The sequence below is a fragment of the Neisseria sp. P0024.S006 genome (genome assembly GCF_051956595.1).
GTDB lineage: Bacteria > Pseudomonadota > Gammaproteobacteria > Burkholderiales > Neisseriaceae > Neisseria.
Window position 1 is genome coordinate 74513 of record NZ_JBQCXH010000003.1, and the last position, 25963, is coordinate 100475.

The 25963-nt window shown below is 50.1% G+C and carries 28 protein-coding genes; 14 read left to right on the top strand and 14 right to left on the bottom strand.

Annotated features, from left to right (window positions below):
* Nucleotides 1-89 precede the first annotated feature (89 nt).
* On the top strand, nt 90-1472 hold the full coding sequence (locus tag ACTHUF_RS06440) for a phosphomannomutase/phosphoglucomutase (protein ID WP_049344690.1): 1383 nt from the start codon (nt 90-92) through the stop codon (nt 1470-1472).
* Nucleotides 1473-1576: 104 nt separating this feature from the next.
* On the opposite strand, the gene rpe is transcribed toward ACTHUF_RS06440, so the two are convergent.
* On the bottom strand, nt 1577-2257 hold the full coding sequence (gene rpe / locus ACTHUF_RS06445; protein ID WP_049344691.1) for a ribulose-phosphate 3-epimerase: 681 nt from the start codon (nt 2255-2257) through the stop codon (nt 1577-1579).
* Between the two features lie 278 nt (nt 2258-2535).
* Here rpe and ACTHUF_RS06450 point away from each other — a divergent pair, with 278 nt between their 5' ends.
* Nucleotides 2536-2964, top strand: a complete 429-nt coding sequence (locus ACTHUF_RS06450) for a Spy/CpxP family protein refolding chaperone (RefSeq protein WP_440407365.1) — start codon at nt 2536-2538, stop codon at nt 2962-2964.
* A 64-nt stretch (nt 2965-3028) separates the two neighbouring features.
* On the opposite strand, the gene ACTHUF_RS06455 is transcribed toward ACTHUF_RS06450, so the two are convergent.
* Together ACTHUF_RS06455 and ACTHUF_RS06460 are read right to left on the bottom strand one after the other, a co-directional pair.
* Nucleotides 3029-3895, bottom strand: a complete 867-nt coding sequence (locus tag ACTHUF_RS06455) for an ATP-binding protein (RefSeq protein WP_315093737.1) — start codon at nt 3893-3895, stop codon at nt 3029-3031.
* A 15-nt stretch (nt 3896-3910) separates the two neighbouring features.
* A complete protein-coding gene (locus ACTHUF_RS06460) occupies nt 3911-4525 on the bottom strand; it encodes a riboflavin synthase subunit alpha (protein WP_219088665.1) in 615 nt (204 codons plus the stop codon).
* Between the two features lie 125 nt (nt 4526-4650).
* Between ACTHUF_RS06460 and ACTHUF_RS06465 the strand changes: the two genes are divergently transcribed.
* The 3 genes from ACTHUF_RS06465 to ACTHUF_RS06475 all read left to right on the top strand — a co-directional run bounded on the left by ACTHUF_RS06465 (nt 4651) and on the right by ACTHUF_RS06475 (nt 7022).
* Nucleotides 4651-5496: a 23S rRNA (adenine(2030)-N(6))-methyltransferase RlmJ gene (locus ACTHUF_RS06465; protein ID WP_315093740.1), complete on the top strand. Its 846-nt coding sequence runs from the start codon at nt 4651-4653 to the stop codon at nt 5494-5496.
* 130 nt (nt 5497-5626) lie between these two features.
* Nucleotides 5627-5980 (top strand): hypothetical protein, encoded by a 354-nt coding sequence (locus ACTHUF_RS06470; protein ID WP_371460137.1) that lies wholly within the window; start codon nt 5627-5629, stop codon nt 5978-5980.
* A gap of 67 nt (nt 5981-6047) precedes the next feature.
* A complete protein-coding gene (locus ACTHUF_RS06475) occupies nt 6048-7022 on the top strand; it encodes a class 1 fructose-bisphosphatase (protein ID WP_440407366.1) in 975 nt (324 codons plus the stop codon).
* A gap of 140 nt (nt 7023-7162) precedes the next feature.
* On the opposite strand, the gene waaF is transcribed toward ACTHUF_RS06475, so the two are convergent.
* Nucleotides 7163-8182 carry a lipopolysaccharide heptosyltransferase II gene (waaF, locus tag ACTHUF_RS06480; protein WP_440407367.1) on the bottom strand — a complete coding sequence of 340 codons (1020 nt, stop codon included), beginning with the start codon at nt 8180-8182 and terminating at the stop codon, nt 7163-7165.
* Nucleotides 8183-8476: 294 nt separating this feature from the next.
* Nucleotides 8477-9940 carry an IMP dehydrogenase gene (gene guaB / locus ACTHUF_RS06485; protein ID WP_036490563.1) on the bottom strand — a complete coding sequence of 488 codons (1464 nt, stop codon included), beginning with the start codon at nt 9938-9940 and terminating at the stop codon, nt 8477-8479.
* 189 nt (nt 9941-10129) lie between these two features.
* On the opposite strand from guaB, the gene ACTHUF_RS06490 reads away from it, so the two are divergent.
* A complete protein-coding gene (locus ACTHUF_RS06490) occupies nt 10130-10555 on the top strand; it encodes a DUF4124 domain-containing protein (RefSeq protein WP_219088671.1) in 426 nt (141 codons plus the stop codon).
* Nucleotides 10556-10624: 69 nt separating this feature from the next.
* Here ACTHUF_RS06490 and ACTHUF_RS06495 read toward each other — a convergent pair whose 3' ends face one another.
* Both ACTHUF_RS06495 and ACTHUF_RS06500 read right to left on the bottom strand, forming a co-directional pair.
* Entirely contained in the window at nt 10625-11953 is a 1329-nt protein-coding gene (locus tag ACTHUF_RS06495; RefSeq protein WP_440407442.1) for an anaerobic C4-dicarboxylate transporter family protein, read from the bottom strand.
* A 224-nt stretch (nt 11954-12177) separates the two neighbouring features.
* The gene (locus tag ACTHUF_RS06500) at nt 12178-13752 is read right to left on the bottom strand and encodes a glycosyltransferase family 2 protein (RefSeq protein WP_440407368.1); all 1575 of its coding nucleotides are present in this window, start codon (nt 13750-13752) and stop codon (nt 12178-12180) included.
* Nucleotides 13753-13835: 83 nt separating this feature from the next.
* Between ACTHUF_RS06500 and ACTHUF_RS06505 the strand changes: the two genes are divergently transcribed.
* Nucleotides 13836-14801 carry a tRNA dihydrouridine synthase gene (locus ACTHUF_RS06505; RefSeq protein ID WP_049344699.1) on the top strand — a complete coding sequence of 322 codons (966 nt, stop codon included), beginning with the start codon at nt 13836-13838 and terminating at the stop codon, nt 14799-14801.
* A 41-nt stretch (nt 14802-14842) separates the two neighbouring features.
* On the opposite strand, the gene ACTHUF_RS06510 is transcribed toward ACTHUF_RS06505, so the two are convergent.
* The 3 genes from ACTHUF_RS06510 to ACTHUF_RS06520 form a co-directional block, all read right to left on the bottom strand.
* Nucleotides 14843-15568 carry a hypothetical protein gene (locus tag ACTHUF_RS06510; RefSeq protein ID WP_440407369.1) on the bottom strand — a complete coding sequence of 242 codons (726 nt, stop codon included), beginning with the start codon at nt 15566-15568 and terminating at the stop codon, nt 14843-14845.
* A gap of 157 nt (nt 15569-15725) precedes the next feature.
* Nucleotides 15726-16199 (bottom strand): iron-sulfur cluster repair protein DnrN, encoded by a 474-nt coding sequence (gene dnrN / locus ACTHUF_RS06515; protein WP_049344701.1) that lies wholly within the window; start codon nt 16197-16199, stop codon nt 15726-15728.
* Between the two features lie 182 nt (nt 16200-16381).
* On the bottom strand, nt 16382-17314 hold the full coding sequence (locus ACTHUF_RS06520) for an AEC family transporter (RefSeq protein WP_440407370.1): 933 nt from the start codon (nt 17312-17314) through the stop codon (nt 16382-16384).
* Nucleotides 17315-17491: 177 nt separating this feature from the next.
* Between ACTHUF_RS06520 and ACTHUF_RS06525 the strand changes: the two genes are divergently transcribed.
* Together ACTHUF_RS06525 and ACTHUF_RS06530 are read left to right on the top strand one after the other, a co-directional pair.
* The gene (locus ACTHUF_RS06525; protein ID WP_004519852.1) at nt 17492-18247 is read left to right on the top strand and encodes a GNAT family N-acetyltransferase; all 756 of its coding nucleotides are present in this window, start codon (nt 17492-17494) and stop codon (nt 18245-18247) included.
* Nucleotides 18248-18303: 56 nt separating this feature from the next.
* Nucleotides 18304-19053 carry a lysophospholipid acyltransferase family protein gene (locus ACTHUF_RS06530; protein WP_063075462.1) on the top strand — a complete coding sequence of 250 codons (750 nt, stop codon included), beginning with the start codon at nt 18304-18306 and terminating at the stop codon, nt 19051-19053.
* A gap of 53 nt (nt 19054-19106) precedes the next feature.
* Here ACTHUF_RS06530 and gloA read toward each other — a convergent pair whose 3' ends face one another.
* The gene (gene gloA / locus ACTHUF_RS06535) at nt 19107-19520 is read right to left on the bottom strand and encodes a lactoylglutathione lyase (RefSeq protein ID WP_049348681.1); all 414 of its coding nucleotides are present in this window, start codon (nt 19518-19520) and stop codon (nt 19107-19109) included.
* Nucleotides 19521-19724: 204 nt separating this feature from the next.
* On the opposite strand from gloA, the gene ACTHUF_RS06540 reads away from it, so the two are divergent.
* Nucleotides 19725-20825, top strand: coding sequence for a conjugal transfer protein (locus ACTHUF_RS06540; protein WP_222571139.1), 1101 nt, complete (start codon nt 19725-19727; stop codon nt 20823-20825).
* Nucleotides 20826-20910: 85 nt separating this feature from the next.
* Nucleotides 20911-21375, top strand: a complete 465-nt coding sequence (locus tag ACTHUF_RS06545; protein WP_036493856.1) for a low molecular weight protein-tyrosine-phosphatase — start codon at nt 20911-20913, stop codon at nt 21373-21375.
* Between the two features lie 92 nt (nt 21376-21467).
* On the opposite strand, the gene metW is transcribed toward ACTHUF_RS06545, so the two are convergent.
* A complete protein-coding gene (metW, locus tag ACTHUF_RS06550; protein ID WP_049322294.1) occupies nt 21468-22049 on the bottom strand; it encodes a methionine biosynthesis protein MetW in 582 nt (193 codons plus the stop codon).
* Nucleotides 22049-23185, bottom strand: a complete 1137-nt coding sequence (gene metX / locus ACTHUF_RS06555) for a homoserine O-succinyltransferase MetX (protein ID WP_440407371.1) — start codon at nt 23183-23185, stop codon at nt 22049-22051. The genes metW and metX overlap by 1 nt, the downstream gene beginning before the upstream one ends.
* A gap of 116 nt (nt 23186-23301) precedes the next feature.
* Here metX and ACTHUF_RS06560 point away from each other — a divergent pair, with 116 nt between their 5' ends.
* Nucleotides 23302-23502, top strand: coding sequence for a protein MIGRI (locus ACTHUF_RS06560; RefSeq protein ID WP_049348678.1), 201 nt, complete (start codon nt 23302-23304; stop codon nt 23500-23502).
* A gap of 68 nt (nt 23503-23570) precedes the next feature.
* On the opposite strand, the gene nadE is transcribed toward ACTHUF_RS06560, so the two are convergent.
* Nucleotides 23571-24359, bottom strand: coding sequence for an NAD(+) synthase (gene nadE / locus ACTHUF_RS06565; protein ID WP_315093768.1), 789 nt, complete (start codon nt 24357-24359; stop codon nt 23571-23573).
* Between the two features lie 102 nt (nt 24360-24461).
* Between nadE and ACTHUF_RS06570 the strand changes: the two genes are divergently transcribed.
* Together ACTHUF_RS06570 and earP are read left to right on the top strand one after the other, a co-directional pair.
* Nucleotides 24462-24740: a hypothetical protein gene (locus tag ACTHUF_RS06570; protein WP_440407372.1), complete on the top strand. Its 279-nt coding sequence runs from the start codon at nt 24462-24464 to the stop codon at nt 24738-24740.
* 31 nt (nt 24741-24771) lie between these two features.
* Nucleotides 24772-25929 (top strand): elongation factor P maturation arginine rhamnosyltransferase EarP, encoded by a 1158-nt coding sequence (gene earP / locus ACTHUF_RS06575; RefSeq protein ID WP_315093770.1) that lies wholly within the window; start codon nt 24772-24774, stop codon nt 25927-25929.
* Nucleotides 25930-25963 lie beyond the last annotated feature (34 nt).

The following is a 25963-nucleotide window of genomic DNA, read 5'->3' on the forward strand; positions in this document are numbered from 1 at the left end:
AACAAAAGGCCGTCTGATTTTTTCAGACGGCCTTTTAGCCGTGTTAGAATAAGCCTCATTATTTCCCCTTAAATTTAAAGGAAATCCACATGGCAAATATCGCCCGCGACATTTTCAAAGCCTACGACATCCGAGGCATCGTCGGCAAAACCCTGACTGACGAAGCAGCCTACTTAATCGGCAAAGCCATTGCCACCAAAGCCGCAGAAAAAAGCATTACCCGTATCGCACTCGGCCGCGACGGACGCTTGAGCGGCCCCGGCCTGATGGCGCAGATTCAACGCGGTTTCACAGACAGCGGCATCGACGTCCTCAATGTCGGCATGGTTGCCACCCCTATGCTCTACTTCGCGGCCATCAACGAATGCGGCGGTAGCGGCGTGATGATTACCGGCAGCCACAATCCGCCCGATTACAACGGTTTCAAAATGATGCTCGGCGGCGACACGCTCGCAGGCGAAGCCATTCAAGAACTTTTAGCCATTATTGAAAAAGACGGTTTTGTTGCCGCTGACAAACAAGGCAGCGTAACCGAAAAAGACATCTCCGGCGAATACCACAACAATATCGTCGGCCACATCAAGCTCAAACGCCCGATGAAAATCGCCATCGACGCGGGCAACGGTGTCGGCGGCGCATTCGCGGGCAAACTCTACAAAGGCTTGGGCAACGAAGTAACCGAACTTTTCTGCGAAGTGGACGGCAACTTCCCTAACCACCACCCCGACCCTTCCAAACCGAAAAACCTGCAAGACCTCATCGTCGAGCTCAAAAATGGCGATGCCGAAATCGGCTTGGCATTTGACGGCGATGCCGACCGCTTGGGCGTGGTTACCAAAGACGGCAACATCATCTATCCGGACCGCCAACTGATGCTTTTCGCGCAAGACGTGTTGAGCCGCAATCCTAAAGCCAAAGTGATTTTCGACGTCAAATCCACCCGCCTGCTCGCACCTTGGATTAAAGAACACGGCGGTGATCCTGTGATGGAAAAAACCGGCCACAGCTTCATCAAGTCCACCATGAAAAAAACCGGCGCACTGGTGGCCGGCGAAATGAGCGGACACATTTTCTTTAAAGAACGCTGGTTCGGCTTCGACGACGGTATGTATGCCGGCGCACGCCTCTTGGAAATCCTGTCTGCCTTCGACAATCCGTCCGAAGTGTTGAACAAGCTGCCGCAAAGCATTTCCACGCCCGAACTCAACATCGACCTGCCCGAAGGCAGCAACGGCCACAAAGTGATTGAAGAGCTGGCTGCCAATGCCAAGTTTGAAGGTGCGACCGAAATCATCACCATCGACGGCTTGCGCGTTGAATTCCCTGACGGCTTCGGCCTGATGCGTGCTTCCAATACCACGCCGATTTTGGTGTTGCGTTTTGAAGCGGATACGCAAGAAGCGATTGAGCGCATTCAAAACCAATTCAAAGCAGTCATTGAAAGCAATCCTGCATTGAAATGGCCGCTGTAAGGGTTTAGGCTAAAACAAAAGGCCGTCTGAAAATTATTTCAGACGGCCTTTAATATTAAACATTGATTATTTAAAATTTGGAAACCAAGAATATCCCGGCTTCGTTATCCGACTTGCGCCAACTGTTGACGCATTTCATCGATAACGGCTTTATAATCCGGTTTGCCAAAAATCGCCGAACCGGCCACAAACGTATCCGCACCTGCCGCCGCAATTTCTGCAATATTGTCTGTCTTCACGCCGCCATCGACTTCCAATGCAATATGGCGGCCGCTTTGCCGTTCATACTCGTCCAACATCTCGCGCACTTTGCGGACTTTCACCAGCGTATTCGGGATAAAGCTTTGTCCGCCAAAGCCCGGGTTGACCGACATCAGCAACACCATATCCAGTTTGTCCAAAACGTTTTCCAGAATATTAACCGGCGTAGCAGGATTCAATACCAAGCCTGCCTGACAGCCGTATTCTTTAATCAAACCCAAGCTGCGGTCGACATGGCGGCTGGCTTCGGGATGAAAGGTAATGATATTGGCACCGGATTTGGCAAACGCATGAATCAAATCGTCCACCGGCTCAACCATCAAATGCACATCGACCGGCACGGTTGCATACGGTTTCAAAGCCGCACAAACCATAGGGCCGAAAGTCAGATTCGGCACATAATGATTGTCCATCACGTCAAAATGAATCAAATCCGCACCCGCGCGGATAACTTCGGCAACCTCTTCGCCCAAACGGGCAAAATCGGCAGACAAAATACTGGGGGCGATACGGTAGTCGGTCATGTTTGTTCTCCTAAAGTGTGTTCCTTTGTCATTATCGCATTTTTGCCCCTATGTTGTATGCTGCCGACAACGTCTCTACCGTCATTTTTATGAATTTACATTTCACATACATTAATGAAACTTAAAATCAAATTGTAAGGCTTTGAAAATAAATTATTTGAATACATACATATGCAGAAAAAATCTAACATCATTAACAAAAGTTAACTGCTTTGATACTGCCTTTCACACGCTAATCGGTTATATTTCCAAACCTGATGAAATATTAGGAAAACACCGTGTCTGTCGCACTTTCCCGCTATCCGACTTTTATTTTCTTAGCACTCGCCCTACTCTGTTCCAGCCTGCCTGCCCATGCCGGCCCGTTTCTGGCCACTTTGGACGACTTCCATCCAAATTGCGACATCCGACAGCTTAATCTATCCGCCGACCAACACGCCGCCCTGCGCCGCCTGCGTACCGACTTCAAACAAATCAACGATAAAGCCTACCGCAAAACCGTACGCTCCGACCGCAACCGCCGTCAAACCATCATCAAAATCCTCTCCGGCGACTCATTCGATTCAAACGCCGCCCGCGATTATGTTGAAAACCGCTACCTCTCCAGCATGGACTATGCGGTGGATGAAATGGAAATCCAATACCGCCTCTATCATCTGCTCAATCCGCGCCAACGCCAACAATGGTTGTCTTCATGCTTGCACTGATGGATAAATAAAAATACAAAAGGCCGTCTGAAACCATATTCAGACGGCCTTTACTTTTTCAGCCTTAATCTAGCACTCTTTCTTCCGGCAACCGTCCTGCCCAGTCGCAGGCAAACTGCCATGCCGAGCGGCCTGAACGGCTGCCGCGCATTTGCGCCCATTGCAACGCGGCTTGGCGTGCGGTATCGTCAAAAGGCACATTGAAATCATCCAACCAGTTGGCTACGGCGGTCAAATAATCGTTTTGGTCGAAAGGATAAAAACTCAGCCATAAGCCGAAGCGGTCGGAAAGGGAAATTTTCTCCTCGACGGCTTCCTTCTGATGGATTTCGCCGCGAGTGCCCGTAGTACCGCCGTTTTCATCCATGTATTCTGGAATCAGGTGGCGGCGGTTGGACGTGGCATAAACCAAAACATTAGAGCAACGTTGCGACAGTCCGCCGTCTAAAGCGGTTTTCAAGGCTTTATAGGTTTCATCGCCGGTTTCAAACGACAAATCATCGCAGAAGACGATAAATTTCTCAGTACGGCCGGATAACAGCGTCAACAAAGCCGGCAAGCTGACCAAATCGCTTTTATCCACTTCAATCAGTCGCAGGCCGCGCTCGGCGTATTCGTGCAACAACGCTTTAACCAAGGAAGATTTACCCGTACCGCGCGCGCCGGTCATCAAAACATTATTGGCCGGACGGCCTGCCAAAAATTGCTCGGTATTGCGTTTCAGCCTGTCGGTTTGCGAACCGACTGCCGCCAATCGGCTCAAAGGAAACGTGTGCGGACGCGGCAGGCTTTCTAAAATGCCTTTTTTGCCCACGCTGTGCCAACGGTAGGCAAGTGCCTGCCAGTCGGTTTTTCCCGGCTCGTCAGGCAGAATTAAATCCAAACGGTTTAAAACGGAATAGGCTTTTTTTAAAAATTCGGATAATTTCATTTTTACTTTCTTCTTTCAGACGGCCTTTTGCGCCAACACACGCATCACGGTATCGACAACGGCTTGGGTTTGCGGATCGATTTCAATATTGATGAGGTCGCCTTCTTTGCGGCTGCCAAACAGGGTGCGCTCCAAAGTCTCCGGAATCAGGTGTACGCAAAATTCGCTGTCGCCGACTTCGCCTATGGTCAGGCTGCAACCGTCCAAACCGACAAAGCCTTTGGTCAGGATGTAGGGCTTGAGGTTTTCCGGCAGCTCAAACCAAACGGTGCGGTTGAACTCGCTGGATTCGATACGGGAAATTCGGGTAACCGCTATCACATGGCCGCTCATCACATGGCCGCCGATTTCATCGCCAAACCGCGCCGCGCGTTCCAAGTTGACACTGTCGCCGACTTTCAAGCTGCCGAGATTGGTTTTACGTAAAGTCTCGTCCATCAAATCAAAGCTGACTTTGTTGCCGTCAATTCGGGTAATGGTCAGGCAGCAGCCGTTGTTGGCGACAGAGGCGCCGGTTTGCAGATTGTCGGCGATTTCGAGGGGCAGCTCGACAATGTGGGTACGAAAGTTGGGCGAAGGTTGGACGATGTCTGTAATTTTGCCCATGCCTTGTACGATGCCTGTAAACATGATGTCTTCTTTCCGATGGTACGATAAGGCGGATATTGTAGCATTTTCCAGGCACAAAGGCCGTCTGAAAGCGGTGGTGGCGATGGTTTGGGGTATAATCGGATTTTTATTTCCGCCGCCCGATCATGCTCAGCTACCGCCACGCCTTCCATGCCGGCAACCATGCCGATATGCTCAAGCACTTTACCCTCTTCCTCGTCCTCGAATATTTCAACCGCAAAGACAAGCCTTATTGGTATATCGATACGCACAGTGGTGCCGGTTTGTATGATTTGAGCGGCGATGAAGCACAAAAAGTCGGCGAATACAAACAAGGCATTGCGCTCTTGGAACAAGCTGACAAGCTGCCTGCCGAATTGGCCGAATTTATAGGCCGTCTGAAACAAATCCTGCCGCAAGACAACCTTTACTGCGGCTCGCCTTGGCTGGCACAGGCGCTCACGCGCGACAGCGACAAAATGCGCCTCTTTGAGCTGCACCCTGCCGATTTTGTCCATTTGCAAAACAATATGCGTGAAGTCCGACCGACGCGCAAAGTGCAAGTCAGCCAAGCGGACGGTTATCAAGGCCTGATTTCGCTCTTGCCTCCTCCGCCCCGCCGCGCCGCCGTCTTGATTGATCCGCCCTACGAAGAAAAACAAGACTACCGCCGCGTCATCCAAGTCTTGAAAGATGCCTTGAAACGCTTTGAAACCGGCTGCTACATGGTTTGGTATCCCTGTTTAAGCCGCGAAGAAAGCCGCAAACTGCCGGACGAACTCAAAAAAATCGCTCCCGACAATTATCTGCACGCCGAGCTTCATGTCCATACGCCGCGCAGCGACGGCTTCGGCATGCACGGCAGCGGTATGTTCGTCATCAACCCGCCCTATATGCTTGCCGAACAGTTGCAAAACAATCTGCCCGAACTTTCCAAAATTTTGGCTCAAGATGCCGGCGCGCATTATGTATTGGAAAGCAAAACGAAATAAACGCTGCCGTCTGAACGTATATCCAAGCGCTTCGATTTTGCCGCCATACCTGTTCAGACGGCCTTAACCCTTTATACTTAAGCCTTTTTCCACTACAATTCACAACATAACAATTAACGGCCGTCCACTCATGAATATACGCACACCCCTAGCCTGCACGCTCCTGCTTTGCGCGTGCAGCGAATCTGCAAAAAACGAATTTAAAGAAGAATTTACCCAAAGTTTCCGCACCGAATTTGTCCGCTCGGCAACCGAAGCCTGCGTAGAAAAAGCCGCAGGGAAAAGCCCGTTTGATTCCGCGACCACTGAAAAAATCTGCCGCTGTATCGGTGAAAAAACAGTTGATAAAATCAGCCCCGAAGAAGCGACCTCACTTTTGGGCGGCAGCAACACCATGAGTGACGAGCTGAAAAAACGCATCAAGGACGCCAGCATCGCCTGCACTAAAGAAGTTTTAGGCATGGCCGAGAGCAAAACCAAATGAACACGCCGTTTTCAGACGGCCTGAAATTGAAAAATACCCGATTCAAACTTAGGAAAAGAGTGAAACCATGAAGACATTGAACCAATTCTTAGCCCAACACCTGCCCGAACACAAACTGCCGCAAGAGCTGGCCGGCGTACTGGAATCCGTAGCCGCCGCCTGTTTGGACATCAACGCCAAAGTCCGCCTCGGCGCGCTTTCCGGCGTTTTAGGCATGGCCGGTACCGGCAACATCCAAGGCGAAGACCAAAAGAAACTCGATGTCATCGCCAACAACATCATGATTGATGTTTTAAAAGCCAATGCCAACATCGCAGGCCTTGCCAGCGAAGAAGAAGACACCTATGTCGCCACACACGAAAACGGCGGCTATTTAGTATTGTTTGATCCGCTGGACGGCTCTTCCAATATCGACGTCAACATCTCCGTCGGCACCATCTTCTCCGTCTTGGCGAAACCAGAAGGCGCATTGACTACCGAATCCTTCCTGCAGAAAGGCCGCGACCAAGTGGCTGCAGGTTATGTTTTATACGGTCCGCAAACCCAACTGGTGCTGACTGTCGGTCACGGCGTATTTGTCTTCACTCTGGACGATGCCAACCAATTCCTGCTGACCAAAGAAAATCCGCGCGTTCCCGAGTCCACTAAAGAATTCGCCATCAATATGTCCAACCAAAGACATTGGTTCGCCCCTGTTCAACAATACATTGACGAACTGCTGGCAGGTGAAACCGGCGTACGCGGCAAAAACTACAATATGCGCTGGGTAGCCAGCATGGTTGCCGAAATCCACCGCATCCTGATGCGCGGCGGCGTATTCATGTATCCGCAAGACAAACGCGACCCATCCAAACCGGGCAAACTGCGCCTGATGTACGAAGCCAACCCGATGAGCCTGATTATGAAACAAGCCGGCGGCGCATCAAATAATGCCATCGAAGCCATGCTCGACATCCAACCTACCGGCCTGCACCAACGTGTTGCCGTATTCATGGGCAGCCGCGAAGAAGTCGAATACGTTTACAATCTGCATCAAAAATAATCAGATGTATTGATTTCAAACCAAAGGCCGTCTGAAATATGATTTTCAGACGGCCTTTCGTTAAAAAATAGAAAAAACAAAAAATCAAAAAGGCAGACTCAAATCTGCCCTTTGCTGCTTTCCATCTAATCTTTATTGGATTACGCCGAACGAGCCAGCTCTTCCGCCGCTTTTTGCACTATATCCGGCGTCAGTTTGTTCAAACAATCCGTATGCCCCAACGGACATTCACGTTTGAAACAAGGCGAGCAATCCAAATTCAAGCTGACGATTTTTGCCTTTTGGCTTAGAGGCGGCGTATGGTCAGGGCTGGATGAGCCATAAACCGCAACCAATTTCCGATCAAGCGCGGCCGCAAGGTGCATCAGACCGCTGTCGTTGCACACGACCGTATCGGCACAAGACAACAAATCAATCGCCTCCGAAAGATTGGTTTTGCCGCAAAGATTGGTACACAGGCCGTCTGAAAGCCGGTTGATTTCATCTGCAATATCAAAATCTTTTTGCGAACCAAACAGCCAAACCTGCCAACCTTCAGCCAAATAGCGGCGGCCAAGTTCGGCAAAATGACGCGCAGGCCAACGCTTGGCCGGGCCATATTCCGCACCGGGACAAAATGCCAAAATCGGTTTATCCGTCGTCAAACCATGTTTTGCCAAAGCGGTTTGACGGCTTTCTGGATCAATCGCGAAACACGGATTATCAGAATGCCCATTAAAATCCGCTTGTGTCGGATGCGCCAGCGCAGTATAGCGATCAACCATCAAGGGCAACGCGGCCTTATCCAACTTGCGGATATCGTTCAGCAAAAAATAGCGCGACTCGCCGACGTAGCCAGTACGCTGTTTAATGCCCGTAGCCAAGGCAATAATGGCGGATTTGAGCGAACCGGGCAAAACAATCACTTGATCATAACCTTCTTTTCCCAATTCACACCCGATACGCCAGCGTTTTTTCAATTCCAACGCACCATGTCCAAACGGATTTTCCATCACACGGTTGATTTCAGGCATACGCTCAAATACAGCCATCGACCATTTGGGGGCAAAAGCATCAATGATGCAGCCGGGATACAGCTCATGCAAACGGCGATAAAGCGGTTGGGTCATGACGCAGTCGCCAATCCAGCTTGGGGTAATAATCAGGATTTTTTTGGACATAATGGGATGTGTTTTTAATTTTGGCTTATTGTAATACGATTTTTAAAAGGCCGTCTGAAACTCGGTTTAATCGCCCTGAGCAGAACGTACTATTTGATACATTTCATTTCAACAGATGCACTCTGGTTTGAGCGCATGAAGCGTTTGTCTTCCCAATTTATCTGGTAAATTCTACAAATACCCAACCTGAGACAACAGACCGAACGGCGGCAAGCAATATTTGATTCATTTTTAAAACCTTATAAAAACAGAAAGGCCGTCTGAAATATTTTCAGACGACCTTTTTATAGTGGTTTAACGATGGTAGTTAGGCGCTTCTTTGGTGATTTGTACGTCGTGAACGTGGGATTCGCTCATACCGGCAGAAGTGATTTCCACAAATTCTGCTTTCTCGTGCATTTCAGCAATATTGGCGCAACCCAGATAACCCATGCTGGAGCGCAGACCGCCGGTCAATTGGTGGATGATGTTCACAATCGGGCCTTTGTAAGGCACGCGACCTTCAATGCCTTCAGGAACATATTTGTCTGTGCTGTCGGTTTTGTCTTGGAAGTAGCGGTCGGCAGAACCTTGGCTCATCGCACCCAACGAACCCATGCCGCGGTAAGACTTGTAAGAGCGGCCTTGGTAGAGTTCGATTTCGCCTGGTGCTTCTTCCGTACCGGCAAACATACCGCCGAGCATGACGCTGTATGCACCTGCTGCCAGAGCTTTGGCAATATCGCCGGAGAAGCGGATACCGCCGTCGGCAATCAGGGGAACGCCTGTACCTTTCAAGGCTTCGGAAACATTGTGAATCGCAGTCAGTTGAGGCACGCCCACGCCGGCCACGATACGGGTCGTACAAATCGAGCCCGGGCCGATACCGACTTTAACGGCATCCGCACCGGCGGCCACCAAATCCAAAGCTGCTTGGGCAGTCGCGATATTGCCGCCGATGACTTGGATGTGCGGGTAAGTTTCTTTGACCCAGCGCACGCGATCGATAACACCTTGGCTATGGCCGTGGGCAGTATCGACCACAATCACGTCCACGCCTGCTTCTACCAATGCTTTGACGCGCTCTTCGGTATCGCCGCCGGTACCCACAGCGGCACCGACACGCAGACGGCCTTCGGCATCTTTGCTGGCATTAGGGAATTCGGTTGTTTTCAGAATATCTTTAACGGTAATCAGACCTTTGAGTTCGTCTTGGTCGTTCAATACCAAAACGCGCTCTACTTTGTGCGCATGCATGATTTCGCGTGCTTCATCGATGCTGGTACCTTCAGGAACGGTAACCAAACGGTCGCGGGGGGTCATGATGGCAGAAACCGGCAGATCGACACGGTTTTCAAAACGCAGGTCGCGGTTGGTCACGATACCGACCACTTTGCCGTTTTCAACAACAGGCAGACCGGACATTTTGCGTTTGCGTTGTGCGCGCATTTCCAATACGTCGCGGATCAATGCGGTCGGCGCAACGGTAACGGGATCTTTCACCACGCCGCTCTCATGGCGCTTCACTTTGGAAACGGCACGCGCTTGCAACTCCGGCGTCATGTTTTTATGGATAATGCCGATGCCGCCTTCTTGAGCCATAGAGATGGCCAGACGCGCTTCGGTAACGGTATCCATTGCAGCAGAAAGTAGGGGGAGGTTAAGCGTGATATCGCGGGTGAGTTTGGTTTGAAGTTTGACATCTCGAGGCAGCACGTTTGAGTGCGCTGGAACCAACAAAACGTCGTCGAAAGTATAGGCTTTTTCTACAATACGCATGATGCTCGGTCTTTCAGTTTGTGCAAGATGCACGGCATTATATCACACCGGCTTGATGCTAACATTGGCAATACATGTTTTAACGTTATTTTTTTACATGATTTGATCTAGCGTACAAAAATATGCCAACGCATTGCAGTTTCAAGTAAAATAAGCCGCATGAGAACATCATTTACATAAGGGAAACCCATGAAATCTTCCGTACTCAAAACCTGTCTGATAGCAGCCCTTCTCTCTTCCGCCGCCCTGACCGACGCGGCCGAGGTTTACACTTGGAAAGGCTCATCGGGCAACAGCTATTCCGATACGCCAAACCGCCTGCAACCGAAGCGTTCCGGCGTGGTCAACATCCGCACGCACAACGTTAAACCTGCCGTTGCACCTGCTGTTGCGGCATCTGAACCGGTTGCCGAGCAGCCCAACGAACAGGTCGCGGAACAAAACAAACAAATCGAAGAACGCAATAAAAAAATCGAAGAGCAAAACCACCAAAACAAGCTGGAAAACTGCAAAATCGCCAAAATCAACCGCCAAGTCGCCGAAAGCGCACGCTTGGCCAATCGCGACAGCCTGATTAAGCAATACCAAAACGACGTCAATAAATACTGCAATTAACCTGCTAAATAACAATATCAAAAAGGCCGTCTGAAATTTAATTTCAGACGGCCTTCATTGTTCAGTCCATCAATAATACAGTTGAACCAACAACAAACCGAAAACTAGACTAAATGCCATACTCAACAAGCCCGGAATCATGAAGCTGTGGTTGAAGATGAATTTGCCGATTTTGGTTGAGCCGGTTGTATCGAAGTCGATAGCGGCAATAATCGGACCGTAGTTTGGAATGAAGAAATAGCCGTTTACCGCGACAAATGTGCCAATAATGATGGGCGCAGGAATACCCAGTTTGATAGCGATTGGGAACAGCGTTGCCACTGTCGCGCCTTGGCTGTTGACCAATACCGACAAGATAAACAAGGCAAAGGCAAAGGTCCATGGTGCAGATTCAACCAAATGACTGACGGTCGATTCCACTTCTGTTAAGTGGCCGTTCATCAAGGTATCGCCCAACCAAGCCACGCCAAACACCGCAATCACGGCACGCATACCGGCGTGGAATACCGAACCTCGGGTAATCGCATCGCCATTGGGCTTACACGCCAAAATAATCAGCGCAGAAGCAGACAGCATCACGATTTCAATCGTATGCGCCATGCCCATAGGCTTGATCGCGCCATCGTGTTCAAAAGCCGGACGCAACTCAGGCAGCGCACCCATCACAACCACCAGCAATGCCGCAGTCAAGAAAATACCGACCGACAATTTGGCTTTCGGCGAAATGACGACATCGGTTTTTTGCTCCTCCACATCGATGTATTCTTTCACATAGTTCGGGTCTTTCAACAAAGCCTGATAATGCGGATCGTCTTTCAACTCTTTACCCAGTTTGTTTACGAACACGCAAGCCAAACCGATACCCAAAATCGTGGACGGAACGGTGACTTTCAACACATCCGCCATCGTGATGTGCTGCGGCTCAAGCATGGAGACGCAGGCAACAACGGCGGCGGCAATCGGGCTGGCAACAATCGCAAATTGGGAAGCGATAACCGCCATTGTCAACGGACGGGAAGGACGGATGCCATTGCGGCGGCTGACTTCGGCAATCACGGGCAAGACCGAGTAAGCCACATGGCCCGTACCCGCCAACACGGTAAAGGTGTACGTTACCGCCGGCGCGATAAAGGTGATGTATTTCGGATTGCGGTGCAACACGCGCGTAGCAATTTTAATCATATAGTCCAAACCGCCGCTGGCCTGCATGGCCGCCGCAGCAGACACTACCGCCATAATCATCAGCATCACATCAATCGGCGGGCTGGTCGGCTGAAGATGGAAACCAAAAGACAATACGGCCAAGCCGATACCGCCGAGCACGCCCAAACCAATACCGCCAACCTGCGCGCCAATCAGGATACACAGCAGCACAACGGCAAACTGGATAAAAAACATAGTTGACATCACAACTCCCAAAATCCGGCCTTCGCCGAAATAAAATTACAAACGATTGGATTATAGAGTAAACCCTCTTCCCTAACCATACTTTACCTAATTATACATACTGATCTACATCAAATAAATAATATTCTCATTTAACCAATAGACTCATCAAAAGCACAAAAAAGGCCGTCTGAAGATTTTCAGACGGCCTCTATGATTCAGATGAAATGATAAAGCTATTTTCCAGCTACTTCTTCATCTTTTATAAAATCCGATACGCCATGAACACAGCGGATTTTGCGTTCCGACAAGGTTGCCTCCAACAAGGCGTCGTTTTGCGGCAAGGAATCGCGTTCTGCCTCATTGTGCCAGAGGTGGTACGCAATGCCGGCAAATTTCAAATTATGGCGTTTCATACCGTTATGATAGCAACGGGCGACAAATTCGCTGTCTTCCCTGCCCCAGCCGACAAAGCTATTGTCAAACCCGTTAACGGCAAGCGCATCGCTGCGGAAAAAGCCCATATTGCAGGTTTTGATGCCTTTGTGTTTGCGGTTACCTTTTCGGCCTGCCAGTTTGGCCAAACAACGACAGCGCAGGGCGGAAAGCCGTTTTTCTATTCCCGAGCTGAACATGGACAAAGCAGGCAAATCGCCTTCGTCTAAAATATCCTGCGTTTTATCCTCAGTCAAAATCACGCGGGAACCCTGTATCAGACGGCCCTTTCGGGCAATCTTCAAATGATCGGCAATAAAAGACGGATCCAAAACCATATCGCCGTCAATCAACACAATATAATCGCTTTTCGCCTGCGCCAGCGCACGGTTGCGCGATTCGGCAGCACGAAAGCCTCTATCCGGCTGCCATGAATGTTTAACAGGAATGCTTGTCCTACGGCGGATAAAATCAACCACTTCGGCGGTTTCCTGCCTTGAGCCGTCATCCGCGACAATAATCTCATCCGGCAGACGGGTTTGCGATAAAGCCGATTTCAACACCAGCTCCAAAGCATCGGGGCGGTTGTAGGTGGTGATGATGAGGGAGACGGTTATCGTGCGGTTGCGCTCGTAGAGTTTGACATATTTGTAATACGAACCTTGCGCGTTGGACACCGAAATCGTCAGGCCATCCGCACCATAGGCAAAACCGCGCTTGAGCAGGTAATTTTTCACAAACGATACGCCGCCATGCAGTAAAGCCTTAAACGGCGAACTGTCTTTCTTGAAGCGGTTTTCTTCCGCATACAGCGAGCTGTACTGCTGCATTTTCTGAATCAGCCCTTCGGCGTTTTCAAAAGAATAATGTTTCAGACGGCCATCGAGTTGTCTAACCTTGGCTTCCTGCGGCAACACCAAAGACTCATGCACCTGACGGTCGGAAAAACAGGTAAATCTGCGATGGTAAAGGCGCGGAATAATATCCGGATACCAGCCGCAGCCTTTAATCAGTCTGCCGTGGTAATGGTTCAAACGGGAAAGCGAAAAGATGTGTTCCTTCTCATTTTCCAAAACGGCCGCACGAATGGATTCAATTAAAGCTTCATCCGCCACTTCATCGCTGTCTATGCTGAAAATCCAATCATTTTGCGCCAGTCTGGCCGCCAGATTTTTCATCGGGCCAAACCCGATAAAGTCATGCTTGTAATAGCTGACATTGGGAAAGCCCTTAGCAATTTCAAAAGTACGGTCGGTCGAGCCGTTGTCCAACAGCAGGACTTCGTCAAAGTCTTTCAACGCACTCAAAACTTCTGAAAGATAACGTTCTGAATTTTTTACCAACATGGCGGCGGTTGCCGGAATTGTGTGCATCATAAAAAGGCCGTCTGAAAAAGGAAGCTGTATTTTAACCGATATACCGCTACAATATGTCCTCCTTTTTTCAGACGGCCTGACTCATGCAGCTTATTCTTGCCCCCATGCAGGGGCTGGTGGACGATGTGATGCGCGACCTGTTGACGCGCATCGGCGGATTTGACGAATGCGTCAGCGAATTTGTCCGCATTACACACACGGTCCACTCACGCGCCACTTGGCTTAAATATGTTCCCGAAATCGCCCATGCCAACCGCACGCCGGCCGGCACACCCTGTACTGTCCAACTTTTGGGCAGCGATGCGGAAAACATGGCCGTCAATGCTTTGGAAGCCGTGCGTTTCGGCGCGGACAAAATCGACCTCAACTTCGGCTGCCCCGCGCCGACGGTCAACAAACACAAAGGCGGCGCGGTCTTACTCAAAGAGCCCGACTTGATTTACCACATCGTCCACACCCTGCGCCAACGCCTGCCACAACACATTCCGCTGACTGCCAAGATGCGGCTCGGTTATGAAGACAAAAGTCTGGCATTGGAATGCGCTTCCGCGATTGAAAACGGCGGCGCATGCGCGTTGACCGTCCACGCGCGCACCAAAGTCGAAGGCTACGAGCCGCCGGCACATTGGGAATGGGTGCGCAAAATCCGCGATGCAGTCAGTATTCCCGTTACTGCCAACGGCGATGTGTTCAGCCTTCAAGACTATCTCGACATTAAAACCGTCAGCGGCTGCGACAGCGTGATGCTCGGGCGCGGCGCGGTTATCCGTCCAGACTTGGCGCGGCAAATCAAGCAATATGAAAACGGCGAAACAGTGAAAGACACCGACTTTGCCGAAGTCTCCTCATGGATAGTCCAATTCTTCGACTTATGCCTTGCCAAAGAGGCCAACAACAAATATCCGGTTGCCCGTTTGAAACAGTGGCTGGGCATGATGAAAAAAGAGTTTGAACAGGCACAGATATTGTTCGACCGTATCCGTGCCGTCAAAGAAGCGGATGAAGTAAAACAGATTCTGCTGTCGTTTGAACAAGAGATGCATTCATGATTTTAAAAGGCCGTCTGAATTTCAGACGGCCTTTAATATGATTACTGACAGATATAATCAGCCAACAGTCTGCCTTTTTCCGCACTGGCTGCATTGGCCATATTCACATGCCTGGTCTCAGGGCCATTCTTGGATTTCAGGGCTTCGCCATATTTTTTGGCAAACTCTTTATTGGCACTGGTCACTCTTGACTCAGTGGCATCCAATATAAACCCGTCTTGCTCATATTTGCCTTGCGCAGTGATAATCAAGATATTTTCAGGCGAAGGATAATCCGGAAAATCAATATAGTTGGTAATCAATTTATAAGAAACGCCTTTGCCGTGTTTCATATCCTGACAGATACCGTTAGGCGCGGTAAAGACTGCATGGCCGATACGGCCGTGACCGAAATCGTAAAAATCGATTCTCTTCGCAGAAGCCAATTGTTTTTTATCGTTGCCGTCATTTACATTTAATGACTTGCCGTTTACCAGAAACAGGGTTGGCAACAAGGAGCTGCCATGAGAGGCTTCCAAATTATATGCTTCGCCCAACAGCTTGCCCTGGCGATACACCGTCAAGACAGGCTTTTTCAGACCATTTTCCGGATTACCGGTTTTCTTAAAAGAAATCTTCTGAACCACATTGCCAAATTCATAATAAGGTCGCGACTGCACGCCTGTTTTCGTATCCTGCAGGGCACTCCAGCTACCGTCCGTCGCTTGGGCGCATGCAGTCACAGCAGCAAACAGAATACCCGATAGTAAAACTTTAGAATGTTTCATTCATAAACTCCTTCTCAAGTAAACAAAAAAACGGATGTGTGCCTTTACTGCTTATTTTTGTTTCTTTATTAAAATTTTAGAACTATTGTACTAACTTAGCAAGGGATTAAAGAACAGGCCGTCTGAACATTCAGACGGCCTTGATTAACATCAATTCTTAAGAAGCTAAAACGCGGGGGAACAAAATCTCATTTTCCAAGTGGATGTGGTCTTTCAAATCGTCCACCATCTCTTTGGCCAATGCGTACAAACGGGTCCAGCTGCCGCAAGCACCTTCGGGAAGCTCAAAATTATTGGTCAATTCTTCCAAACGCGCGATGGCTTGGTCGTGTTCTTCATGCTCGTGCATCATCACGCTGATGGGCATGGCCGCACCACGGCCCACGCCCTGATTAATCATCGGGAACAACATGCGCTCCTCTTTCATCATGTGCATCAACAGCTCGTTTTGCATATAGGCCAACAAATCAGGAACTTCGGCAGGAAAAGTATCGGCATGAACCTGCGCTACTTTTTGCGCCAGCGGAACCAACTCTTCAAACTGGGCACGGTGGACATTGTGGTAACGCTGCAAAATATGGTCAATGGTGGAATTGAAAGGCGCGGTTTCCCAAAGGGTAAAGTCGGTCATGGCTGTGTTCCTTTAAAGATTTATATTGAATGAATGTTAGACATAAGGATACACGCAGCTACCGTCTTTGTATAGCTTTTTAATTGTTTAATTAATTGATAATAAAAGTTATTTTCAAATTTAAAATAACAAACAGGCCGTCTGAAACATAAAGTCAAAGTTTCAGACGGCCTGCCCTTTTCTTAAATAATCCAACGATATAACGCAATCATGACCGGCATGGTTACCATACACAGCAAGGTTGTCAGCCCATAAATCGCGCTGGCTTTTTGGGCATTTTTGCCGTAAACAACCGCCATTTGGGTAACTGTCGCAGCGGCAGGCGAAGTCGTTGCCAAAAAGCTGATTAAAACAACCGTATCCGTATGCACATCATGATGGGCAAAACCGCAAACTTTGACGGCAAAAAGCAATAATATCGGAATCAAAATCAGCCTTAAAAAAGCAACGAGATAAAGCCTCGGCGTCCACATAATCGAGCGTAGCGGCAAAGAAGCCAAAAGCATACCCGCCACCAACATGGCAACTGGGCCAATCATACTGCCCACCGTCGCCAAAGTATTATCGACAATGTGCGGCAGCTTGATTTGAAAGGCAAACATCAGCAGCCCGACCAGCATGGATAAGATGTTGATATTGGTGAAAATGGTTTTCCAAGCCACATTGCCGCGACCGCAAATCAACAGGCGCAGATGCGTCCAAAACAAAAACGTCTGCACCAAGATAAAACCGGTGGTGTAAATCACCCATTCCGGCCCAAATACCGACATCACCAAAGGGATAATCAGGTTGCCCGAATTGCTGTACACCGTTGCCGCGTGTTCGAGCGCATCGAGTTTGAACAAGTGTTTAAACAACCTGCCCAAAACAATCAGCACCACATGGAAAAACACCGCCAGCGTGACGGAAAGCTTCAGCCCTTCGATAATCTGCGGCGTATTGTCCATCTGAAAGGCATGAATCATGACAGACGGGCTGATCAAGTAAAGCGCGATGACCGAGAGCGTGTAGCTGTTTTCCGATTTCAACAGCCCGGCCTTCACCAAAGCCACGCCCATCAAAACAATCAGCGTCAGCTCGGTAATTTTTCCGGCAAGCAGGAAAGAGGTTTCCATAATAAAAAAGCGGCAAAAACGTTGATTTTACGCTTCTACCGCTTGGCATGCCAAATTCAGACGGCCTGAAGCCTTTTTCCAACAACCCGACATAATTTGCCCTACCGCAAAGCAAATCAATATAAATCTGTCCGTATATCCGCTATAATCAGCCATTTTCTTCAAACAGGAAACATCATGTCCCCCAGCCGTTTCAATCAAACGGGCCCCAAAATCGGCCTGAGCGTACGCCTTGCAGAAACCCAAGCTGAAATCGAAGCCGCCCAAAGATTGCGCTATCAGGTTTTTGCCCAAGAGTTAGGTGCGGAAATCGAAAGCGATGACGGCCGCGATGTCGATCCTTATGATGAACATTGCCACCACCTGCTCGCCTTTGACGATGCAACCGGCGAGGTAATCGGCTGCTACCGCCTGATTACCGAAGAAACCGCAAAAAAAGTCGGTGGCTGGTACAGCGAGCATGAATTTGATCTTGAGCCTTTGAAAGACATCCTGCCGCAAACCGTCGAACTCGGCCGCGCCTGTACCCACCCGGACTACCGCAACGGCGGCTTGGTCATGCTGTTGTGGACCGGTTTGGTCAAATTCATGAAAGACGAAAACCTGCGCTTTATGATTGGTTGCGGCAGTATCGAAATGCGTGACGGCGGCAACGATGCGGCCGGCCTGTATCATGCTTTGAAAGACAAATACCTCGCTCCGGCACAATGGTGTGTCAAACCGCTCAACCCGCTCAAATGGGACAGCATCACGCCGTCTGAAAATCCGCCTGTACCTGCCCTGATCAAAGGCTATCTCAAAGCAGGCGCGTGGTTCTGCGGCGAGCCTTGCGTCGATGAAGCGTTCAACTGCGCGGATGTGCTGATCATGATGGACATCAACCACCTTTCCGACCGCTACTTGCAGCGTTTTGCCCCTAAAGCCGATTCATAATAAAAGGCCGTCTGAAACTTCAGACGGCCTGCCTAATCTTTATAAAAACACACACAATGACCGCCAAAATCCGTTTTATCTTCCGTCTTCTCTGCATTGCCGGCTGCCTTTTATACGGCATGGCCGAAATGTTTTTTCTGTTTCCCTTTTACAGCAGCAAACGCAAACTGCGCGCGATCCAATTATGGTCGCTGCGCGTGCTCGCTTCCTGCGGCATGAAACTGCAAACTTTCGGCACGCCGCCGCAAGAAGATCGCGGTCAGCTGATTATCAGCAACCATATTTCATGGTTGGACATTATGGCGGTCAACGGTGCTTTCCCCGGCCGTTTTGTGGCTAAAGACGATGTGGCCAAATGGCCTGTGGTCGGTTATCTTGCCACACAGGCTCAAACGGTTTACGTCTCGCGCAACCGCGGCATCAAAGGCAATTCTGCCAAAATCGCCGGCGTAACCGAAGCGCTGAAAAACGGCGATACCGTCACCATTTTTCCCGAAGGCACCAGTACCGAAGGCCGTGAAATCCTGCCGTTCAAACCGAGCTTTTTTCAGACGGCCTACGATGCAGGCGTACCGATTATTCCGGCACTCTGCCGCTATCCGAACCCGGACGGCAGCAGCCCCAATCCGCACACCGCCTACTACGGCGATATCAGCCTCTGGCAATCCATCTGCATGGTCATCAGCCAGCCTTCCAGCACGGTCGAGCTGCATTTCCTTGATCCGATTGAAGCGGGAGAAGACCGCTACGCCACCGCGCTTCAAGTACACGCCCTGTTGAGCGAAAAGCAAAAACAGTTGGGCTGATCAAACAAAAGGCCGTCTGAATGTTCAGACGGCCTTTCCCATTATCTTATGTCTTAAGATGAATATTGTACCGAATCGCTACCGCTTTTCTTTTGAATAAATTCGATTTTGTAGCCGTCCGGATCTTCGACAAACGCAATCACAGTCGTGCCATGTTTCATCGGACCAGCTTCGCGTACCACTTTGCCGCCCTTTTCTTTGACACGTTCACACGCAGCGTAAGCATCATCGACTTCAATCGCGATATGGCCGTAAGCATCGCCCAAGTCGTAAGACTCGGTATCCCAATTGTGGGTCAGTTCCAAAACAGTATGGTCCGCTTCATCGCCATAACCAACAAAAGCCAAAGTAAAACGGCCTTCAGGATAATCGCGGCGGCGCAGCAGTTGCATATTCAATACGTTTTGATAGAAATCCAAAGAGCGTTCGAGATTGCCGACACGCAGCATAGTATGAAGCAAGCGCATGATTTTGTTCCTTTCTGAATTATGTTTGGTCATGAATTATAACACATCGGGCCCCATCCTCTTCAGCCTCAAAATACCGACACTGAAACTGCATAAAAATGAAGCGTACATCCTGCCGTCATTTGAATTTCATGTATTAACAAGCACACCAACCGACTAAATTGCTATAATCGCCACACTTACAACACAACACTTCAAACCGCCATGAAAACCTTTGTTCTTCCCGATACCCGCCCTTATCCGCAAAGCCCTATCAAAAACCACCTTCTGCTCAATGCCTATCAGCTGGCGCACAACTCCTCCTCCGCATCACGCAAGCTTTCAGCCGGCCAACTGCAAACCGAAATCCGCACCATGCTCAGCCAAAACCATTACATCAACCTTTCATTGGCGATGACCATGGCGCCCGATGTCGGCACTTACACCAGCCTGATTCAAAGCGTGGGCGAAGTCCTGAAGGCAGAAAACGATAACGAAGCCCAATGGTTTGCCCTGCCTGTGGTTTTGGTTGCCGGTTGCAAAAAAGAACAAACCCTGCCGCTCACGCTGCCTACCGAAGCCCTCTTCGCATGCCTGCAAAACTACCCCAACCTGCGCGCCCTCACGCAAAACACGCAATGGCTGCCCTACCTCGTCCAATCGACCGACTTGAGCAGCGTTACCCCGGGCGAATGGTTCCAAGCCAAGCAAAACGATGAAGCGGCAGGCGCATTCCTGCAAAAATTCGAATACAAACCATTGACGCTGCCCGAAGGCCAATCCGTCCATGTTGTTTACGCGCTGGGCTACGGCAATAAAGACATTCAGACGGCCTTGGGCCTCAACCTGCAACAGGCAGGCCTGCCATTGATGCAGGTTTGGCAAGAGCATCTCGCCCTCGACGGCGTTACCCTCTTTACCAACCCGCTCTCGCCCAATACGCCGCTTGACGCCCTGACCGACGGCAGCCACACCCGCCAACGCATGGCCATGGACGTTTTTGCCACCAACGCCATCCGCGCCATCCGTATGCAAAGCCCGCGCGTCGGCGTTGTTGCCGCAGCCAAGGCGGACGGCAAGCTCCAGTTCAGCTTCAACGCGACAGACAGCGCGTTTGAAATCGTTCCGCAGACCTTCACTTGGGAGCTGGCTTCAACCGACAATATCGCCATCGTTCAGCAAAACTTCCTCGACCTGATGGCTGAATGCCGAATCGAGCACCTCTACCTGCTACACAACCCATTGGGCGAAAACGAGAACATCCCTACTTATGCCCAAGCGTTGAAACTGGAAGGCCACAATCCTTTCTTCAGCAATGTAAACTAAATTGAAAATGCGACACGCAAGGCCGTCTGAAAACGGTTCAGCGTGTTGCATTGATTTTCAAACCTTACCGCTCATTTTCATAAACATGAAAACCCACAAAATTCTTTTTGTCTGCCTCGGCAACATCTGCCGCTCCCCCATGGCCGAATACGTCCTGCGCCACCGCGCCCGCGAAGCAGGCATGGGCAATGCCGTTATCACAGCCAGCGCAGGCACATCAGGCTGGCACGACGGCGAAAACATGCACGAAGGCACGCGCCGCGTGCTCAAACAACACGGCATCGACCCGTCAGGCTTTACCAGCAGCAAAATCAAACCCAGCGATGCCGAACATTTCGACTACATCATCGTGATGGATGACAACAACCTCAGAGAAACCGAAAAACAGCTCGGTTTTCACCCCGGCAAAATCTTCAAACTGACCGACCTTATCCCAGATTCAGGCTACAACCACGTTCCCGATCCGTGGTACACAGGCGACTTTGACGAAACCTACCGCCTGGTCGATGCCGGCAGTTTGGCCTTATTGGAAAAATTGAAACAGGCTTAAACCGGCTGGAACAATAAAAGGCCGTCGAACAGGTATCCGCAAAAGCCATGCTTCATGATGACCTGTTCAGACGGCCTTTATTGATTGCCGTATCAACCCACGCGGTAAAACGCCAGGCTGCCCAATAAATTCGGCAGATGTTTGACCTGTCGGTTGCCCGTCATGACCGCACGCTCAAGCACGCGGATTTTGTTTTTGGCACACAGCAAATCAAAGTCTTTGAGGGTACACCAATGGATATTGGGCGTATCATACCAATGATACGGCATGCGCTCGGAAACCGGCATATGGCCGCCGACGGCGATTTGAAAGCGGTTGCGCCAATAGCCGAAGTTAGGGAAGCTGACGATGGCCTGTTTGGCCACGCGCATCAGGCAGCGCAGAATTTTTTCCGTGTTCTGCATGGCTTGAATGGTTTGGCTCAAAACAATCACATCAAAGCTTTGATCGCCAAACGCCGCCAAACCCTCTTCCAAGTCGGCCTGAATAACATTTACACCGCGGGTCATGGCGGCAATCACGCTGTCGGTATCGATTTCAATACCGTAACCGGCACAGTTTTTATGCGCTACCAACGCGGCCAGTAGCTCGCCGTCACCGCAACCTAAATCGAGTACGCGGCTGCCTTCGGGTATCCAATCGTAAATGAGTTGCAAATCGTCGCGCAGATTCATTATTGGCAGTCCTTGTAAACGTTGTTCATGTAAGCGGCAACCGCGCGGATATAGGCTTCGTCTTCCATCAAGAAGGCATCGTGGCCGTGATTAGATTTGACTTCAATGTACTGCACAGATTTTTGCGCGGCGATTAATGCCTTGACCAATTCATGCGAACGTTGCGGCGAGAAGCGCCAGTCGGTGCTAAAGCTGGCAACGAAGAATTTGGCCTGGACATTTTCCACGGCGCGCGTGAGGTTGTGGCCGTAATCAGCGGCCGGGTCGAAGTAGTCGAGCGCCTTGGTCATCAGCAGATAAGTGTTGGCATCAAAACGGCCGACAAACTTGTCGCCTTGATAGCGCAGATAAGATTCCACTTCAAATTCAACGCCGTAGCCGTACTGATAGCCGTCTGATTTTAAAATGCGGCCGAATTTTTTACCCAAACCGTCTTCGGCAAGATAGGTGATGTGTCCCATCATGCGCGCGATACGCAAACCGCGTGAAGGAACGGTATGATGGCTGCGGTAATTACCTTCGTGGAAATCGGGATCGGTCAAAATCGCCTGACGGGCAACATCGTTAAACGCGATGTTTTGGGTGGAAAGTTTAGGCGCGGAAGCAATAACGAGTGCGTGGGCAACCCGTTCGGGCAAAGAAATCGTCCATTGCAATGCTTGCATGCCGCCCAAGCTGCCACCAACAACGGCCGCCCATTTTTGGATACCGAGATAATCGGCAAGCATGGCTTGGGACTTCACCCAGTCTTTGACGGTTACAACCGGAAAATCCGCACCATATTCGTGGCCGGTTTCAGGATTCTCGGACAAAGGGCCGGTGCTGCCGTCGCAGCCGCCCAAGTTGTTCAAACCGACCACAAAAAAGCGTTCGGTATCAATGGGTTTGCCGGGGCCGACCATATTGTCCCACCAACCGGCGTATTTATCCTCCGCACTGTGCTTGCCGGCAACGTGATGATTGCCTGATAAGGCGTGGCAGATAAGGACGGCATTGCTTTTGTCGGCATTGAGCGTGCCGTAGGTTTCAATCATCAGGTCGAAACGGGGTAAGGTTTTGCCGTTTTCCAGAGCAAGCGGTGTGTCAAACGGAATTTTCCGGGGCGTTACAATGCCCACTGAGGCATTTGTTGTCATTTGTAATTTCCAAGTGATGCGGCAAAAGGGGTATTATAACGTTTCGTTTTTGTTTTGTGCATGAGGCTTCAGACGGCCTGCCCTAATTAGAGGCAATATTTTTGGGAGGATGTAGAATGATAGGCAGGCTTTTGCGATTCTTTTTCTTTTGCGCCATCGCGGCATTGATTGTGAACCGTCTGTTCAGCCGCCAACAAAAGCGCACCATTCGGGAAATCGCCAAAATCAGCGCGTGGGTATTGCTGGGCGCGGCAGTCGCTACGCTGTTCTGGTATTTGATGATGCTGTTTTTCAAGCATATTCCCAATTCTTATTGAAATAAAATATAAAAGGCCGTCTGAAAACCTTAATCCAGCGTTTTCAGACGACCTTTTGATATTCAAACTTAAAACAATTCTTCCGGAATCTTGCAAACCGGAATCGGATTGACTTTGTGCTGCATGGCTTTGTGCAATCGGGTATAGATTGCCAAAACTTCGCGCTGCCTGCCCTCAAAATCTTCAGGCTTGTGGCTGCCGTACACGCTCATCGCCCATTCGAGTTCGGGATAAGATGCGCCCATCTGCTCTTCATCGGTACGCTCGGTATCCCAAAGGCCGTCTGTCGGCACGGCTTTTTGAATGTCTTCCGATACGTCCAGCTCGGCTGCCAGCGCGTACACTTGAGTCTTGGTCAAATCGGCAATCGGGCTGATGTCCACGCCGCCGTCGCCGTATTTGGTGAAGAAACCGACGCCGAAATCTTCAATTTTGTTGCCCGTCCCCGCCACCAGCAAACCATGCAACTGACCGTAATAATAAAGCGTCGTCATGCGCAGGCGGCTGCGTGCATTGGCCAGTGCCAGCTGTTTGTTGGGAAATTCGGTTTCGCTGACGTCAACGGTATCGGCAAACGTATCGAACGCCGGAGTCAAATCAACGCTTCGCGCTTTTACATTGGGATAACGCTGTTTCAGACGGGCCATGTGTTCTTGTGCGCGGTTGACTTGGTCGGATTTCTGACGAATCGGCATTTCCAACAACAAAACCGACAAACCGGTTTGCGCGGCAAGGGTGGAAACCACGGCAGAATCGATGCCGCCGGATACACCGACGACAAAACCTTTGGCACGCGCCTGCTCGGCGTAATCTTTGAGCCATTGAACGATATGGCGGATGATGGCTTGGGTTTGCATAGGGATAAATGTTCGCTTCAAATAAACCGAATGATAGCCTGATTTGCACTTGTCTGAAAGACGACAGGGTATAATGTTTCTTTTATTTCTTGCACACACACCATGTCCAAACCCATTCTTTTGCGCTGGCTCGCCGTCTGCCTGATTCCGCTTGTCACCCTTTTATGGTTTGCCCTCAACCCGCCCGAAGACAAAACGCAACACCTCATCAACGGCATTATCCTTGCCTGCGAAGCCACGTTCCTATTTAAATTCGTCCTCTTTGACGTCATCAAACACCACCTCAAACAAGAGCCCGAATTGAAACGGCAAAGCATATGGATGTTTATCCCGATTGTTTTGCTGATTGTTTATTTGTTCCACTATTTCGGCGCATTCTGATGTTTTCAGACGGCCTTGGGCATATTTTTCCATGAACACCCCCCTACCTTATACCTGCTGGATTTTTTGCAACGTCATCGACAACTTCGGCGACATCGGCGTTTCATGGCGGCTGGCGCGTGTTTTGCAACGCGAACTCGGCTGGCAAGTGCATTTGTGGACAGACGATTTCCCGTCCCTTCAAGCACTCTGCCCTGATTTGGCCTCGATTCCCAATATCCATCAAGGCATCGGCGTTCATGCCTGGCAAGCCGACCATGCCGAAGATACCGATACCGCCCCTACCCCCGACATCGTCATCGAAACCTTCGCCTGCGAACTGCCCGACAACGTTCAATCCATCATCCGCCAACACCAACCGCTTTGGCTCAACTGGGAATACCTCAGCGCGGAAGACAGCAACGAAAGGCTGCACTTAATGCCCTCGCCCCAAGCCGGCGGCATACAGAAATACTTTTGGTTTATGGGTTTCAGCGAAAAAAGCGGCGGCCTGCTGCGCGAACGCGATTACGCCGAATCTGCCCGCTTTGATACGGAAACCTTACGCCGACAACTCAAACTTCCCGCAAAAAACGAGTCCGAATGGCTGCTTTTCGGCTATCAAAGCGATATTTGGGCAAAATGGCTGACCATGTGGCAACAGACCGGCCAACCCATTACCTTGCTGCTTGCAGGTACACAAATCATTGCCAGTCTGAAAGACAGCGGTCTAGTACCGCAAAATGCCCTGCTTGAAGACAGCGATATGTATCAGAGCGAACATGTTAACCTAATCAAAATCCCTTTCGTTGCCCAACAGGATTTCGACAAACTGCTCAATCTTGCCGACGGCGCCGTCATACGCGGCGAAGACAGCTTTGTTCGCGCCCAGCTCGCCGGAAAACCTTTCTTTTGGCACATCTATCCGCAAGAAGAAAATATCCATCTCGACAAGCTGCACGCTTTTTGGGACAAAGCGCATCAGGTTTATCCGGATGTTGTCGCCACGGCACACCGCCTCCTTTCCGACGAACTCAACAACGGCGAAGCACTCAGCGACAACCAACGCCTGCAGGCATGGCAAACCCTGATAGCACACCAAAACGAATGGCGCCAAAGCGCAGCAAAATGGCGGGACGGACTTTTTGCCCAAAAAAGTGCCGTTGAAAAACTTGCCGCCTTTATTTCAAAGCACAAAAAAATACGCTAAAATAGCGCGTTTTATTACAACCGATTTGATTGGA